Below are 16,284 nucleotides of genomic sequence, written 5' to 3'. Positions count from 1 at the left end.
GTGACACTACATGGGCATCAAAGCTGAAGAAATCAGCGTGCTGATCAAACAACAGATTGAAAATTACGAATCTGAGCTTAAAGTAAGCGAAGTTGGTACAGTTATCCGTATTGGTGACGGTATCGCTCTTGCTCATGGCCTCGACAACGCCATGGCTGGAGAGCTTTTAGAGTTCTCTAACGGTGTTATGGGTATGGCTCAAAACTTAGAAGAAGGTAACGTAGGTATCGTTATTCTAGGTCCATACACAGACATCAAAGAAGGCGATGAAGTTCGTCGTACAGGTCGTATTATGGAAGTACCAGTTGGTGAAGAACTAATTGGTCGTGTTGTAAACCCACTTGGTCAACCAGTGGATGGACAAGGTCCTATCAACGCTAAAAAATCTCGTCCAATCGAAAGCCCAGCTTTCGGTGTAATGGCTCGTAAATCAGTACACGAACCATTACAAACAGGTATCAAAGCGATTGACGCTTTAGTACCAATCGGTCGTGGTCAACGTGAATTAATCATCGGTGACCGTCAAGTAGGTAAAACTTCTGTAGCGATCGATACTATCTTAAACCAAGCTGGCGAAAACATGATTTGTATCTATGTTGCTATCGGGCAAAAAGAATCAACTGTACGTAACGTAGTTGAAACTTTACGTAAGCACGGTGCATTAGATTACACAATCGTTGTAACTGCAGCTGCATCTCAACCAGCACCATTATTATACCTAGCACCATTTGCAGGTGTATCTATGGCAGAAGAATTCATGTTACAAGGTAAACACGTATTAATCGTGTATGATGATCTTTCTAAACAAGCATCAGCTTACCGTGAACTTTCACTTCTTCTTAAGCGTCCTCCAGGTCGTGAAGCTTATCCTGGTGACGTTTTCTACTTACACAGCCGCTTACTTGAACGTGCTGCTAAGTTAAATGAAACGTATCAAAACGGTTCAATTACAGCTCTTCCATTCGTTGAGACACAAGCTGGGGATATCTCTGCATACATCCCAACTAACGTAATCTCAATTACTGATGGACAAATCTTCTTACAATCTGACTTATTCAACTCGGGTGTACGTCCAGCGATTAACGCCGGTCTTTCTGTATCACGTGTTGGTGGATCTGCTCAAATTAAAGCAATGAAAAAAGTTGCGGGTACACTACGTCTTGACTTAGCTGCTTTCCGTGAACTTGAATCATTTGCTCAATTCGGTTCAGATTTAGATAAAATTACACTTGCTAAACTTGAGCGTGGTAAACGTACGGTTGAAGTTCTTAAACAAGACCTTAACAAACCACTTAAAGTTGAAAAACAAGTTGCTATCCTTTATGCATTAACTAAAGGTTATTTAGATGATATCCCAGTACAAGACATCGTTCGTTTTGAGCGTGAATTCTTAAGCTGGTTAGATACAAACCACACTAACGTTTTAGATCACGTTCGTACTACTAAAGAACTTGCATCAGACGCTGAGTATGAAGCAGCAATCAATGCTTTCAAAAAAACTTTCGCTAAATCTGAATAAGTTCAAAGTTAGTTGAATCTCGATTAAAAAACAAAAGGTGGTGAAATACCAGTGGTAAACTTACGCGAAATAAAAGGTCGTATTAATTCTACAAAGAGTACGAGACAAATTACGAAAGCGATGCAGATGGTTTCTTCTTCGAAACTACGTCGTGCAGAGCAAAATGCTAAAGCGTACGTTCCTTACATGGAAAAAATCCAGGACGTAGTTGGCTCTATCGCAGCAGGTTCGAAAGACAGTGGGCATCCAATGTTAACAACTCGACCTGTAAAGAAGACAGCTTACTTAGTCATTGGTTCTGACCGTGGTCTAGCAGGGGCTTATAACTCAAGCATCCTTCGCCAAGTACAACGTACAATTAACGAGCGTCATAAATCAAAAGACGAATACGTGATTTTAGCAGTAGGTCGTGTTGTTCGTGATTACTTTGTAAAACGTGATCATAATGTTGTTAGCAGTGTTGTTGCTCTACCAGACCAACCTACATTCGCTGATATTAAAGAAATCGCTCGTAATGCTGTTGGTATGTTCATTGATGGTACATATGATGAACTTTATATGTACTATAATCACTTCGTAAGTGCTATTCAAAACGATGTGACAGAGAAAAAACTTCTTCCGTTAACTGATATCGCACCTGCTAGCACAAATGCTTCTTATGAATTCGAGCCATCTGGTGAAGCAATTCTTGAAGTACTACTTCCACAATATGCGGAAAGCTTAGTATACGGCGCAATCTTAGACGGAAAAGCAAGTGAACATGCTTCTCGTATGACGGCTATGAAAAATGCAACAGATAATGCTTCTGATCTTATTTCAGATCTATCATTGCAATACAACCGTGCACGTCAAGCGGCTATTACACAAGAAATTACAGAAATCGTTGGTGGAGCTGCAGCCTTAGAATAGGCTAAAGCTTCCCAATGTCGTATAAGAATACGATAGGAGGGTACACAGTAATGAATAAAGGACACGTTCAACAAGTAATGGGTCCAGTTGTTGACGTAAAATTCAGCAACGGCCAATTACCAGCAATCTATAACGCATTAACTGTTAAGATTGCACGTCCGAATGAAGAAGCAACAACTTTAACATTAGAAGTTGCACTTCATTTAGGTGATGATTCTGTTCGTACAATTGCAATGTCATCTACTGATGGCTTACAACGTGGAGCAGAAGTAACAGACTCAGGAAAAGCTATCTCAGTACCAGTTGGTGAAGCTACTCTAGGTCGCGTATTTAACGTACTAGGAGAAGTAATCGACTTAGGTGAAGAGATTCCTGTTGATGCTCGTCGTGATTCAATTCACCGCGAAGCTCCAACTTTCGATGAACTTTCAACTACAGTAGAAATCCTTGAAACAGGTATCAAAGTAGTAGACTTATTAGCACCATACATCAAAGGTGGTAAAATCGGTCTATTCGGTGGTGCCGGTGTAGGTAAAACTGTATTAATCCAAGAATTAATCAATAACATTGCACAAGAGCACTCAGGTATCTCTGTATTCGCTGGTGTAGGTGAGCGTACTCGTGAAGGGAACGACTTATTCTTCGAAATGAGCGATTCAGGCGTTATTAAGCAAACTGCGATGGTATTCGGTCAAATGAACGAGCCACCAGGTGCACGTATGCGTGTAGCTTTAACTGGTCTTACAATGGCGGAATACTTCCGTGATGAGCAAGGTGCAGACGTACTTTTATTCATCGACAATATCTTCCGTTTCACACAAGCAGGTTCTGAGGTTTCTGCCCTATTAGGTCGTATGCCTTCTGCGGTAGGTTACCAACCAACACTTGCTACTGAAATGGGTAAATTACAAGAGCGTATCACATCTACTAACAAAGGTTCTGTAACTTCTATCCAAGCGATTTACGTACCAGCCGATGACTATACTGACCCGGCTCCAGCTACAACTTTCGCCCACTTAGATGCAACAACTAACCTTGAGCGTAAATTATCTGAAATGGGTATCTACCCTGCGGTTGACCCATTAGCTTCGACTTCTCGTGCATTATCACCTGAAATCGTAGGCGCAGAGCACTACGCAGTAGCTACTGGTGTACAACGTACAATCCAACGTTACCGTGAATTACAAGATATCATTGCTATCTTAGGTATGGATGAGTTATCTGATGAAGATAAACAAACAGTAGAACGTGCTCGTCGTATTCAATTCTTCTTATCTCAAAACTTCCACGTTGCGGAACAATTTACTGGTCAAAAAGGTTCTTATGTACCTGTAAAAGAAACTGTTCGTTCATTCAAGGAAATCCTTGATGGCAAATGGGATCACTTACCAGAAGATGCTTTCCGTCTAGTTGGATCAATTGACGAAGTAGTTGAAAAAGCGAAAAGCATGGGCGTAGAGGTTTAATACTAGGGACGAGGAGGAAAAAATATGAAGACAGTAACAGTCAATATTGTCACTCCCGACGGCCCAGTATACGATTCTGAGGTAACAATGGTTATCGCTAAAACAACTTCAGGTGAAATTGGTGTTCTTGCAGGCCATATTCCTATGGTGGCTCCACTTGCTATTGGTGCAGTGAAGCTTAAAAAGGAAGATGGTTCAACTGAATTTGTAGCTGTAAGTGGCGGTTTCGTTGAAGTTCGTCCAGAGAAGATTTCTATCTTAGCTCCTTCTGCTGAAGCAGCTTCTGATATCGATCTTGCTCGTGCAAAAGAGGCGTTAACACGCGCTGAAGGACGTCTTCAAAAGAAGCAAGATGACATTGATTTCCAACGCGCTGAGCTAGCTCTAAAACGTGCGTTGAATCGTATCAACGTTCGTGAGGGTAATATCTAATTCAATTTTTAACGGGCAGATTTGATCTGCCCGTTTTTTAATGGATGAATCTTGGTTATGTATTAAAAGCGGTAATGACAGTAACGATTACCTTTGGGTGTATATGATTAAGGACCGAAATGGAGGAAATTACGTGGAAATTTATGAAGCAGTAGGGCAAGAGGCTTTAATCGGCATTTTCTCGCATATATTTTTTATTGCTATTACTTTTTACGCTTTGCAAGCCTTCATGGTAGAGAAATTATTTAAAAGAAATAAAGTATTTCAAATACAGCTGATCTATATTTTGCTCAGTATTGCAATTGGCACTGGCGTGTCGAATTTTTTCTTGCAGATTTCAGGTTGGTCTGGGCAACTTCAGTACTTGTTTTAAAATGATTCGGCAATTTTTTAGCCAAATATGCAGGGGCGTATTAATGTTTTTGTACTGAAAGCATAGTGTCAGGTTCAAACCTGGTTGAATCATATCAAAGCATTCGGCGATTTTCACAATCTTTTTCGTGCGAAAGCGAAGCGTTAGGTACAATTGCGCCAATGCGTAATTGTTTTAAGTATTACATGTTTTGTAGGGCTACACAGAAATGCTGTGTGGCCCTATAAAGCACATAGTAATATTCTAATAGAAATTGTATGAAATTCTATTTTAACTAAGTGGTGGTGAGGATAAAAATTAATACATTTGTTCCTTTTATTTGGACATTCACAAAAAAATGAGTACGTGCGTACAATAAATAAATAGCAATATATTAAAAAATGACTTAAAATAGTGATTTGGGCGCTTGAACGAGCGTGCAAAAAGTTGTATTATAAATTTGTTTGTTTACTAAAAATGACATTATACATCTTATGATAAATAAGATTTTCATAGGTTGAGAAATTGAATTCGGAGGGACGTACGGTGGATAAAATTATTGTGACTGGCGGTCAAAAGTTACACGGAACAGTGCGTGTAGAAGGCGCTAAAAATGCAGTTTTACCGATCCTAGCAGCAGCATTGCTTGCTTCTAAAGGAGAGAATGTAATTAAAGAAGTCCCAAATTTAGCAGATGTCTATACAATTAACGAAGTGCTTAAAAGTTTAAATGCAGACGTAACATATATTCCAGAAGCGAATGAAGTATATATTGATGCATCAAAAGAACTTTCAAGTGAAGCACAGTTTGAATATGTAAGTAAGATGCGTGCATCTATTTTAGTAATGGGCTCGCTACTTGCACGTAATGGGTATGCACGTGTAGCATTACCAGGTGGTTGTGCAATTGGTTCTCGTCCTATTGAATTACATTTAAAAGGTTTCGAAGCAATGGGTGCGAAAATTTCATTTGGACATGGCTATGTAGAAGCGAAGGTAGAAGACCGTTTACAGGGAGCAAATGTATATCTAGATTTCCCAAGTGTAGGTGCAACTGAAAATATTATGACGGCTGCTGCATTAGCGAAAGGTACGACAATTATTGAAAACGCAGCGAAAGAGCCTGAGATTGTAGATCTTGCTAATTTTATTAATGGTATGGGTGGCCGTGTCATTGGTGCGGGTACAAATACGATTCGTATTGAAGGCGTTGACACATTGTATGGTACGGAGCATTACATTATTCCTGATCGTATTGAAGCTGGAACATTTATGGTGGCTGCAGCAATTACAAAGGGCGATGTGACGATTGAAAATGCTGTGCCAGAGCATATGACGGCATTAATTGCTAAAATGCGTGAAATGGGCGTTGAAATTACGGAATTAGACGAAGGATTGCGAGTAAGCGTATCAAAAACTTTAAAAGCTGTAGATATTAAAACAATGCCTCATCCAGGTTTCCCAACAGATATGCAGTCTCAAATGATGGCATTATTGTTAACAGCTGAGGGCACTGGTATTATTACAGAAACTGTGTTTGAAAATCGGTTTATGCATGTAGAAGAATTCAGACGTATGAATGCAAGTTCGAAAATTGAAGGACGCTCTGTGTTTATTGAAGGTCCAACAGAACTACAAGGTGCTGAAGTCGCAGCGACGGATTTGCGCGCAGCAGCAGCACTTATACTGGCAGGTCTTGTGTCTGAAGGAATTACACGTGTGACGAAGCTACATCATTTAGACCGTGGTTACGTGAACTTCCATGGAAAGTTAGCTTCACTAGGTGCGGACATTGAACGTGTCGCAACACTTGAAGTTGCAACAGGGAAAACTACACAAACAACTATTTAAATAGCAATGTAATATTGCAATAGCGTAAACCTCTACATATATATCTAGTAGAGGTTTTTTTATATACACTAGATGATTGCGCATATGTTGGGAAAAAAAAGCATATTATCTCTTATGAAAAAATGGTTAATGACAATTGGCGTTTTTTGTTTGGTAGGTGCATTATATGCACTACCTGTGGCATTTAGTGAGAAACGAGGAGAAGAGAGCCCTCAAAAGGCTCAAAAGGCACAAGATCCTGACTGCAAGATATTAATTGAGGTAGAAGGTCAATCGGAAAAGATTCCCATTGAAACATACATTACGGGTGTTGTAGCAGCTGAAATGCCAGTTTCCTTTCATAAAGAAGCATTAAAGGCACAGGCCATTGCTGCACGTACTTACGCACTAAAAACGACAAATTATGGAGAGAAGGCAATTGCTCCAACTGTAGCTAGACAGGTTTATTATGATGAAACAAAGAGAAAGAGCAATTGGAATTCAGATTTCCTGGGAAATGAGCAGAAAATTGTCGAAGCTATTGAAGAAACGAAAGGACAAGTACTACTCTATAATGAAGAATTAATTACTGCCATGTTTCATTCCACAAGTAATGGGAAAACAGAAAGTGCTTATGGGTATAGTGGCAATGAGTTAGCATATTTGCAAAGTGTTGCGAGTATGTCTGATCAGAAGTCTCCGAAATTCATGGCAATGCAAGAATGGTCATTAGACGAATGGAATGCCTTATGGGATATAAAGTGGCAGCCTAAGGATTTTAAGCGCGTACAGCTTGCTTTAAATGCTTCTGGACGTGTGGAAAAGCTTCTAATAGGAAATGATGTATGGACAGGTCGAGAGGTTAGAACACTATTACAACTTCCTTCAACAGATTTTGAGTTTTCATTTAATATGGATACTCAAAAAGTGCAAGTTACAACAAAAGGTTATGGTCATGGAGTAGGGATGAGCCAGTACGGCGCAGAAGCCATGGCAAGTTCAGGAAAGACAGCCGAAGAGATTTTACACTATTATTATCAACAAATAGAGATAAAAAAAATAGATGCATGTTTAAAATAATCACTAGTTGTTTACACTGCAACTAGAGGTGATGAAAATGAGAGAAGACAAAAATAGTCAACCTTCTCAAAAAGGACAATGGCAGAAGAAACCATGGTTTTGGCCAGCTGTGTATGCTGGAGGCGCTGTAATGTTGGCAGCGATGTTATTCGGTTATAGTACACTCGTAACGAAAGTTGAAGAGGCACCACAACCAGATTTAGCACAAGTAGAACCAGGCCCAGTTGTGGAAACAAATGCACGTACAGAAACGATGAAGTATCCATTCAAGGAAGCGAATCTGGATAAAGTGCAAGTTTTACAAGAGTTTTATGATGTAGAAGCTGATCCGAAATCGCGTGAAAAGGCCTTAATGGTATTTAATCAAACATTTAAAACATCTTCAGGTGTATCACTTGCGATGAATGGTGAAGAGTTTGAAGTTGTAGCTGCGATGAGTGGTAAAGTACTAGAAGTAAAGCTAGATGAGTTTACTGGTAATAAAATTATGCTTGAGCATCCAAATGGAATGCAAACACATTATAGTTCTGTGAAAGACATTGTAGTCAAAACGGGTGATCAGATAACGCAAGGACAACAGATCGCTACTTCAACAGATAACCAATGGAATCCGACTGCAGGCAATCATATGCACTTTGAGGTGCTAGATAATGGAGCCTATGTTAATCCTAAAAAATTGTTAGGCTTTACACCCTCAGAATAGAGGGGAATTCTCGGCCGATATCAAAAAGACACCAAGGCGAATTTACTCGTAAAATGCAATTTTTGTTCTGAATAGCTTTATCCTTACATAAGGTGAAGAAATGCGCAGGCGAGCTTCAGATGCCCAAGCCATTTTGTGAAATTTTGTGGAAAGGACGAAGAACGTGCACGAGCACATTCGGAAGCGCTGCATTCGCCTCGGTGAATTATTGATTGAGACGCGTGAAACTGTGCGTGTCCTCGCGAAAATGACAGGTTATTCGAAAAGTACGGTACACAAAGATCTGACGGAACGATTACCAACAATTCACGAAGGATTAGCCGAGCAAGTAAAAGAAATTCTTGCCTACCACAAGGCCGTACGCCATATTCGTGGAGGAGAGGCAACGAAGAACAAATGGAAGGAAAGAGCGAGTCAAGAATGATTCGTTCTTTTTTTAGTTTTTTTAATATCTTAAATCACTTTGGATATAATATAGGAAAAATGGTATAAAACTTTTTACATAGTAAATATCTTCCTCGGAATTTAGGTGAAATTACCAATGGCTTATGATAAAATATTCTAGATAAATAGATAAACTCGAACGTTATGTAGTTGGAACTGGTGGGAAGGAGAAAATTGAATGTTTTCAAAAGATATTGGCATAGACTTAGGAACCGCGAACGTATTAATCCACGTAAAAGGTAAAGGGATTGTCCTAAATGAACCATCTGTGGTGGCAATTGATAAAAAAACAAATAAAGTACTAGCTGTGGGGGAAGAGGCTCGCCAAATGGTAGGGCGTACTCCTGGTAATATTATAGCTATTCGTCCATTACGAGATGGGGTCATTGCTGATTTTGATGTAACAGAAGCAATGTTAAGACACTTTATAAATAAATTAGATTTAAAGGGCTTTTTTACGAAGCCACGTATTTTAATATGTTGTCCAACAAATATTACGAGTGTCGAGCAAAAAGCCATTCGTGAAGCAGCTGAAAAGTCTGGTGGTAAAAAAGTATACTTAGAGGAAGAACCAAAGGTAGCTGCCATTGGTGCAGGTATGGATATTTTCCAACCGAGCGGCAATATGGTTGTTGATATCGGCGGTGGTACAACAGATGTTGCTGTGCTATCAATGGGCGATATCGTCACAAGTGAATCCATTAAAGTAGCTGGTGACGTATTTGATAATGATATTTTACAATATATTAAAAAAGAATATAAATTACTTATTGGTGAGCGTACAGCTGAAGCGATTAAAATGACGATAGGTACTGTATTTAAGGGTGGCCGCAACGATTCTATGGATATCCGAGGTCGCGATATGGTGACGGGGCTACCTCGTACAATTAGTATTCATTCAGATGAAATTGAGCGTGCTCTACATGAATCGGTTGCTATGATTGTGCAATCAGCAAAAAACGTACTAGAAAAGACTCCACCAGAACTATCGGCAGATATCATCGATCGTGGTGTCATCATTACCGGTGGTGGCGCATTACTTCACGGTGTAGACCAATTACTAATTGAAGAGTTAAAGGTACCTGTTTTTATTGCAGAGCACCCAATGGACTGTGTGGCAATTGGTACAGGCATTATGCTTGAAAATATTGATCGTGCACCTACAGCTTTATAAGAAATAGTCTAATGAGCCCGTCTAGCTTTGCCAAGCAATGATTACTTGAGGATTTGTAGTGACCTTGAGAAGGATGGCGCATTTGTCTAGACATACGAAAAAATAAGACGAGGTGATTCCTATGTTTAAAGGGTTTTATACAGTAGCAACAGGTATGATAGCTCAACAAAGAAGAACAGAATTACTATCCAATAACTTGGCCAATGCCAATACTCCAGGCTTTAAAGCAGATCAGTCTTCAATTCGGTCATTCCCAGATATGTTGTTGTCCAGTGTTGGAAAAACAAATGCACCTGCAAACCAACAAGCTGGTGCGCAATATATGAATCAAGTCGGTGCGTTAAATACAGGTGTTTATATGCAAGAAACGTTACCAAACTATGTACAAGGTCAAATCTATAGCACCGATTTAACAACGGATATGGCGTTAATCGATGGCTATTTACCGCAAAATGAAGATGGCGTAACTGGTTCGATTTTCTTCCGCTTAGAGCATCCTGAAGGTGGCGAAGCCTATACACGCAATGGGAACTTTACTTTAGATGGCCAAGGTTATTTAGTGAATGCACAAGGTCTATATGTGTTATCCGATGCAGGGCAACGTATTCAATTACAGAATGATGATTTCCAATTAGATCAAGATGGTGCCATTTACGTGAATAATCAACAAGTGGCACGTGTTGGGGTGTCGTATGCAGCGAACCCGAACCTGCTACAGAAGCAAGATAATGGTATACTACGTATGCAAGATGGTGGAGATTTACCAACTGCTTACGGTACAGATGGTGTAAACTTTACACTACGTCAAAATTTTTTAGAAGGCTCCAATGTGGATTCTTCACGAACGATGACGGATTTAATGACGGCATACCGTGCATTTGAGGCCAACCAGAAAGTCTTGCAAGCATATGACCGTAGCATGGAAAAGGCTGTAAACGAAATCGGGAAAATATAATAAGCGATAGGGAGGCGTTTTCGAATGCTACGTACAATGATTACCGCAACTAACACAATGGGGCAATTGCAAAGTAAGCTTGATACGATAAGTAATAATATTGCTAACAGTAATACACATGGCTATAAAACAAAGGAATCGACTTTTAATGAATTGTTGTATCAGCAATTCAACAACGATAAATTAGACCCTGCTCAGCGTCAAACGCCTGTTGGTATCCGTTATGGTGCCGGAGCAAAGATTGGTCAAATTCAAACAAATCATAAACAAGGTTCATTACAAAAGACAGATCGCGATCTAGATTTCGCTTTTAATAAGCCAAAGCAATACTTTAATGTGTTAATGCCGAACGGTGAAAACGGAACACAAACGGTATATACACGTCAAGGTGATTTCTACGTATCTCCATTAAATAATGGTACAGTGATGGTTGTTAATGCAGATGGTTATCCAGTTGCTGATGCGACAGGACAAGCTATTACACTTCCTGAAAATGTAACTGGATTTGCTATACGTGAAGGTGGTACATTAGAAGCAACGTATGCAAATGGAGATGTTATTCGTACAGATCTAGCAGTGACAGAATTCCAAAAACCTCAGGTGATGGAGCATATTTCTGGTACATATGTAGGTTTACCGAATAATCTAGCAGAGCTTGGATTTACAGAAGCGGAAGTGCTGATGGATATGCAGGGAGCAAATCGTCAGCAAATTGGCTTACAAAGTGGTATGCTTGAAATGTCTAACGTGGACTTATCCAAAGAGATGACAGACTTAATTCAAACGCAGCGTTCTTATCAGTTTAATGCGAGATCTGTGACACTAGCAGACCAAATGTTAGGGCTAATAAATGGTATCCGATAAGCTGTGCTCATTTTTTCACGTTTAGCATGATTCCAGTGGTGAATAAACATCCACTGGAATCATGCTAAAGTCTCCGACGGATATCACAGATTTTGAAAGGAGTTAATTGTGCGAGCACAATTCAAAATCTGGATGCAATTACGCAAAGGCGTAATTGATTAAGTATGAAGGAGTACAATTTATGACAAAGATTTCACGTCGCCGTTCAGTACCGACACGTACAACTGATACGCCATCAGAAGAGAAGAAAAGTCGTTCGAATGGCGAGCAACAGGAAGTTCGATGGGTGCAAATACGATTAATTCCGATTTGGTTACGTGTCGTAATTGTTCTTATTGTAGTTGTGGTTGCTGCTGTAGTAGGTGCGATGGTTGGTTATAGCGTGATTGGTGAAGGAAAAGCAATGGATGTCCTAAAAGCAGGAACATGGCAGCATATTTTTGACATAATGAATGGTAAAGAATAGCGATATTCTTTACCATACTTTTCTTTTCACATCAATACATACTTTTAGGGGGAAAAGGAATGTTAACAGTAGAGCAAATTCAAGCAATTTTACCGCATCGCTATCCGTTTTTATTAGTGGATCGTATTTTGGAATTAGAAGAAGGTAAACGTGCAGTTGGTTTAAAAAATGTATCGATAAACGAAGAATTTTTTAATGGGCATTTTCCAGGCTACCCTGTCATGCCGGGTGTATTAATGGTAGAGGCACTTGCACAAGTCGGTGGTGTTGCGTTATTAAATGCAGAACAGTTTAAAGGACGAATCGTATTTTTAACAGGTATTGATAATTGTCGTATCAAACGTCAAGTTGTGCCAGGTGATCAGCTTCGATTAGAAGTAGAATTTGTTAAATTACGTGGTTCTATGGGAAAAGGTCATGGCATTGCAACTGTAGACGGTGAACTTGCGTGTGAAGTGGATATTTTATTTGCGATTGGACCTGAACAACCGAAACAGAGTTAATTTGCATTTATAGGATATAGGATATAAAATGGTAAGGTTAAAGAATTTCGGTATTGATAATTATAGGTAATTTGAGGCTTTAAAATGTAGGAGGATTATATTAGATGTATAAGCAATTGTCTTCAGGGGTTAAAATTAGCATTACACGTTCAATTTCTACATCTTTTGAATCGTACTTAGCAAGTATTGGTTGGGATGGCGAACGCTTTTCAATGGAGGACTTCATTGCAAGCTGGCAAGCATATTTCAAAGAGAATGCAGCTTGGGTAGAAAAAATTCCAACTGAAATTTTAATGAGTTCGGAATTCCATGAAGAGATGGCGAGAAAAATTGACGAGGTAATTGCAAAAATTTTAAATGAAGAACCGACAGCGAAACAAATCGAAACAATTGAGGCACTGCAAAAAGAGCTAGGTACAGATTATAGCTACGCTTGTAAAGCAGAAGCAGCTTATATCGAACAGCTTTTAAAAGAAAAACAAAAATAGTTTTTCAAAGAAAATCGGATAGTTCCCTCTTTTCTCGGGCAATCTATGTTAGATCACAAATACACATCCATTTGTATTGTGTGACATAGAACATAAAGGAGAAAGGAGGTTTTTTTATGTGGAAAATTCCACTTTTCACAATGATTCTGGCTACCATGTTGTTGGGTGGCTGTAACTGGGGAGATAAAGCAAACGAAGAAACCCCAATGAATGATTTAGGCAATGACATTCGTCAAGGCGTAGATGATGTGGAGGATGCCGTAACTCCAGACACAAATAATGACACCTATGATCGTGATGTAAATGGTGTCGATAAAAATGGTACTGTAAACGATAATGGTGTCAATAACAATGGCGCTGTAAACGAAAATGGTGTCAATAATAATGGTACTGTTAATGAAAATGGTGTCGTTCCAGAAGTAAGAAATCCAAATGTGAATGGTACTAATGATGTTATTAAAGAAGACGTAGTTGAAGAAAAAGTAGTACGTTAACGTGAAAATGTAAATACACGTTAGAGATTGAAGAGTGATTCCATTAGCTGGAGTCACTCTTTTGTTGTTATTTAAAAATACGCTCGGAGAGAAAGTGAAAACCCGCGGAACCGTTGTGAATACGCTCGGATAGAAAGTAAAAACCCGCGGAACCGTTGTAAATACGCTCGGAGAGAAAGTGAAAACCCACGGAACCGTTGTAAATACGCTCGGAGAGAAAGTGAAAACCCGCGGAACCGTTGTGAATACGCTTGGTGAGAAGAAAAACCCGCGAAACCGTTGTGAATACGCTCGGAGAGAAAGTGAAAACCCGCGGAACCGTTGTGAATACGCTTGGTGAGAAGAAAAACCCGCGAAACCGGTGTAAATACGCTCGAAGAAAAGAAATACCCTCAAAATCATTCATAAAAAGTTTTCATATACTCAAGAAGGTTGTCGGGTAAAAAGTATACGCGATTTTTATAAGTACCCGTACTAGAAAATTGAAATTTTTTCAATAGGCGAGTTGCAACATCGCTAGAATTAATACCGAAAAATGCACGTAGTTGTCGGTTTGTAATAGTAGGCCCAATTAATAATCTGTAGTCATGCAATGCTTCAGCAAAAATTGCAGCACTTTTATAGTTGCAACTAGGGCATGACCAAGTACCGCGAAGATGCACCATTTGACGTTTATACCGACAATTTGGGCAGAGAACACCATGACGAAATCGGGAAGGGACAATTTTAGTAGGTACGACTTGTGGATGATGTCGATCACGCAATGTTTGTACAAAATTATTTACATATTCATCAGTTAAATGTGGGTTTGGATATTTTTTGAACAGTGCATTAAGATGCTGTTGAAGTCCTGCCACATGTAATATAGGGATAGTATTTGGATGTCTGCCAATAATAGCAGATGGATTGGAGAAAATAATGGCGCATTCGCTGGGAAGAGAACGTTTTTGGGGAATAGTATCAAAAAATTGAGCATGCCGTTGAATTTGCGTGATGGGGTTAGGGAATCCCTCAACTACGCCATCAGCTTTTGTGCGAGTGCATTGATGTGTTGTTTCATCGAAATCCAGTCGACCACTAATGTTTTTGATTTCAATAATCAACATAAAATGACTGCAAATAAAGAGGGTATCGACTTGGTGTGAATGATTTGCTGCATTGTAGAATATTAAATTATGCATTATAAAAAAAGTATTTGGGCATATTATTTCCTGCCATTCACGGTCCACACGTTTTTCGCCAGCAAAGCCTGCATCTAGCCTTCGGTATTGCTCAGCATAATAATCGGCTTCCCAATCTCCCTCTACTAACCGTCGCTGTAAGGCCTCCAGCCATAATAATTTTAACGATTTTTGACGTACACCAAATTCCATTTAAAATCCCCCTGATTTTTACACCAAATTGTACAGTATATTTCCTTCTTGTCCAGAAAAAAAATAACGACACGTAAATTTAACGTGTCGTTATTAGCATAAATCAATCATTTTTAAGTTTGGGGCGCATCTTCATATCGTGTGAGAAGCGATTAAGTAATTCTTCAACTGAAATACCTTCAGAGAGTAGCTCGGCAAGTAATTGCTCAGCATATTTTGAACGTCTAGTCTTTAAAGTACCTTTTAAAAGCACGGATAAATTATCGCCGATTTCTTGAATAGTATGGACTGCAACGCGAAAGGGAGCGGGGTCATTTTCAGGAAATGAAATAACAGCTCGAACATCGAAGACGGCCTTTTTTTCAAGTAATTCGCTAAAAGTAGAATGGTATTTTTGAGAGATAAACAGCTCAAGAATCCAAGATTGATGACTGTTTTCTTGATTAATCACAATGCCATCGACAAGTGGGAAGTTTTGCATACCATCCTCAGTGACAAGGTCGAAGGAAAGCATTTTAAATGTTTTCATTAAGAGTCCTCCTGAGTCGATCATTGGCTTAAGTATAACATATAAAAAAATACGAAATTTAATATTTCGTGAAAGTTCTTTGCCTATTACAGTCCTAAGGGATGTGATAAACATAATGTCGAAATAAGAAGAAATAAAATGCATCAAATTTAAATTTTACTTAAGGAAATAGAAGCAAATGTTAAAAATCGATTTTTGCCATATCTTAAGGTTATCTTGTACGATGAGACTAATCAAAAACAGAGGAGGTGAATCATATAAATCAAGTTGGTTTAGTTGGTAGATTAACGAAAGATCCTGTGTTACGTGAACTTTCAGGCAATCGTATACAATCGCATTTTTCTTTAGCCATCAACCGCAATTTCAAAAATAGCCGAGGTGAAGTTGAAGCTGATTTTATTCTTTGTACAGTATGGGGAAGACTGGCAGAGCATATTGTGAAATATTGCGGAAAAGGGTCGTTAATTGGCGTAAATGGAAGGATCCAATCTCGATCTTTTGTCAACGAAGAAAGTGCGAAAGTATACATTACGGAAGTTGTTGTAGAAGATGTCCGGTTTTACAAGTTAAAGCCACGTGACAGTGACAATGCAGTATTACCGCCACAATCAGTACGAAGTGAACAAAATCACTTGAAGGACTTTATACTGCCGCAGGAGGAAGTTAATTTGCCAGTAGTATAGCCGTCTAAGCTATACATACG

19 protein-coding genes are annotated in these 16,284 nt (G+C 39.2%); 17 read left to right on the top strand and 2 right to left on the bottom strand.

The window, feature by feature from the left end:
• Positions 1 to 10 precede the first annotated feature (10 nt).
• The 16 genes from atpA (at position 11) to ACIQ2D_RS06925 (ending at position 13,679) form a co-directional block, all read left to right on the top strand.
• Entirely contained in the window at positions 11 to 1,519 is a 1,509-nt protein-coding gene (gene atpA, locus ACIQ2D_RS07000) for a F0F1 ATP synthase subunit alpha (protein ID WP_402861474.1), read from the top strand.
• Between the two features lie 51 nt (positions 1,520 to 1,570).
• Positions 1,571 to 2,428: an ATP synthase F1 subunit gamma gene (gene atpG, locus ACIQ2D_RS06995; RefSeq protein WP_402861471.1), complete on the top strand. Its 858-nt coding sequence runs from the start codon at positions 1,571 to 1,573 to the stop codon at positions 2,426 to 2,428.
• Positions 2,429 to 2,478: 50 nt separating this feature from the next.
• Positions 2,479 to 3,894, top strand: coding sequence for a F0F1 ATP synthase subunit beta (gene atpD / locus ACIQ2D_RS06990; protein WP_402861469.1), 1,416 nt, complete (start codon positions 2,479 to 2,481; stop codon positions 3,892 to 3,894).
• Positions 3,895 to 3,918: 24 nt separating this feature from the next.
• Positions 3,919 to 4,326: a F0F1 ATP synthase subunit epsilon gene (locus ACIQ2D_RS06985; RefSeq protein ID WP_402861466.1), complete on the top strand. Its 408-nt coding sequence runs from the start codon at positions 3,919 to 3,921 to the stop codon at positions 4,324 to 4,326.
• 133 nt (positions 4,327 to 4,459) lie between these two features.
• Positions 4,460 to 4,699 carry a DUF1146 family protein gene (locus ACIQ2D_RS06980; protein WP_402861463.1) on the top strand — a complete coding sequence of 80 codons (240 nt, stop codon included), beginning with the start codon at positions 4,460 to 4,462 and terminating at the stop codon, positions 4,697 to 4,699.
• 525 nt (positions 4,700 to 5,224) lie between these two features.
• Positions 5,225 to 6,529, top strand: coding sequence for a UDP-N-acetylglucosamine 1-carboxyvinyltransferase (gene murA / locus ACIQ2D_RS06975; protein WP_402861460.1), 1,305 nt, complete (start codon positions 5,225 to 5,227; stop codon positions 6,527 to 6,529).
• Positions 6,530 to 6,643: 114 nt separating this feature from the next.
• Positions 6,644 to 7,588: a stage II sporulation protein D gene (gene spoIID, locus ACIQ2D_RS06970; protein ID WP_402861457.1), complete on the top strand. Its 945-nt coding sequence runs from the start codon at positions 6,644 to 6,646 to the stop codon at positions 7,586 to 7,588.
• 37 nt (positions 7,589 to 7,625) lie between these two features.
• On the top strand, positions 7,626 to 8,291 hold the full coding sequence (locus ACIQ2D_RS06965) for a peptidoglycan DD-metalloendopeptidase family protein (RefSeq protein ID WP_402861454.1): 666 nt from the start codon (positions 7,626 to 7,628) through the stop codon (positions 8,289 to 8,291).
• A gap of 163 nt (positions 8,292 to 8,454) precedes the next feature.
• Positions 8,455 to 8,715 (top strand): sporulation transcriptional regulator SpoIIID, encoded by a 261-nt coding sequence (locus ACIQ2D_RS06960; RefSeq protein WP_010858004.1) that lies wholly within the window; start codon positions 8,455 to 8,457, stop codon positions 8,713 to 8,715.
• A 198-nt stretch (positions 8,716 to 8,913) separates the two neighbouring features.
• Positions 8,914 to 9,909 carry a rod shape-determining protein gene (gene mreB, locus ACIQ2D_RS06955; protein ID WP_402861451.1) on the top strand — a complete coding sequence of 332 codons (996 nt, stop codon included), beginning with the start codon at positions 8,914 to 8,916 and terminating at the stop codon, positions 9,907 to 9,909.
• Positions 9,910 to 10,030: 121 nt separating this feature from the next.
• Positions 10,031 to 10,864, top strand: a complete 834-nt coding sequence (locus ACIQ2D_RS06950; RefSeq protein ID WP_402861448.1) for a flagellar hook-basal body protein — start codon at positions 10,031 to 10,033, stop codon at positions 10,862 to 10,864.
• 24 nt (positions 10,865 to 10,888) lie between these two features.
• Positions 10,889 to 11,728, top strand: coding sequence for a flagellar hook-basal body protein (locus ACIQ2D_RS06945; RefSeq protein WP_402861445.1), 840 nt, complete (start codon positions 10,889 to 10,891; stop codon positions 11,726 to 11,728).
• A gap of 181 nt (positions 11,729 to 11,909) precedes the next feature.
• Positions 11,910 to 12,194, top strand: a complete 285-nt coding sequence (locus tag ACIQ2D_RS06940; protein WP_402861442.1) for a DNA-directed RNA polymerase subunit beta — start codon at positions 11,910 to 11,912, stop codon at positions 12,192 to 12,194.
• Positions 12,195 to 12,253: 59 nt separating this feature from the next.
• Positions 12,254 to 12,697, top strand: coding sequence for a 3-hydroxyacyl-ACP dehydratase FabZ (gene fabZ, locus ACIQ2D_RS06935; RefSeq protein WP_402861439.1), 444 nt, complete (start codon positions 12,254 to 12,256; stop codon positions 12,695 to 12,697).
• 104 nt (positions 12,698 to 12,801) lie between these two features.
• The gene (locus tag ACIQ2D_RS06930; protein ID WP_402861436.1) at positions 12,802 to 13,185 is read left to right on the top strand and encodes a hypothetical protein; all 384 of its coding nucleotides are present in this window, start codon (positions 12,802 to 12,804) and stop codon (positions 13,183 to 13,185) included.
• 116 nt (positions 13,186 to 13,301) lie between these two features.
• On the top strand, positions 13,302 to 13,679 hold the full coding sequence (locus ACIQ2D_RS06925; protein WP_402861433.1) for a hypothetical protein: 378 nt from the start codon (positions 13,302 to 13,304) through the stop codon (positions 13,677 to 13,679).
• Positions 13,680 to 14,077: 398 nt separating this feature from the next.
• Here the strand turns inward: ACIQ2D_RS06925 and ACIQ2D_RS06920 are convergent, their stop codons facing one another.
• Complete coding sequence (locus tag ACIQ2D_RS06920) at positions 14,078 to 15,052, bottom strand: nuclease-related domain-containing protein (RefSeq protein WP_402861430.1); 975 nt, start codon at positions 15,050 to 15,052, stop codon at positions 14,078 to 14,080.
• A gap of 103 nt (positions 15,053 to 15,155) precedes the next feature.
• Complete coding sequence (locus ACIQ2D_RS06915; protein ID WP_402861427.1) at positions 15,156 to 15,581, bottom strand: YwpF family protein; 426 nt, start codon at positions 15,579 to 15,581, stop codon at positions 15,156 to 15,158.
• A 248-nt stretch (positions 15,582 to 15,829) separates the two neighbouring features.
• Between ACIQ2D_RS06915 and ACIQ2D_RS06910 the strand changes: the two genes are divergently transcribed.
• The gene (locus ACIQ2D_RS06910; protein WP_402861424.1) at positions 15,830 to 16,264 is read left to right on the top strand and encodes a single-stranded DNA-binding protein; all 435 of its coding nucleotides are present in this window, start codon (positions 15,830 to 15,832) and stop codon (positions 16,262 to 16,264) included.
• Positions 16,265 to 16,284: the final 20 nt, after the last annotated feature.

Source organism: Lysinibacillus sp. NPDC097287 (assembly GCF_044761695.1).
Classification (GTDB): domain Bacteria; phylum Bacillota; class Bacilli; order Bacillales_A; family Planococcaceae; genus Lysinibacillus.
This window is presented reverse-complemented; position numbering and strand designations above follow the sequence as displayed.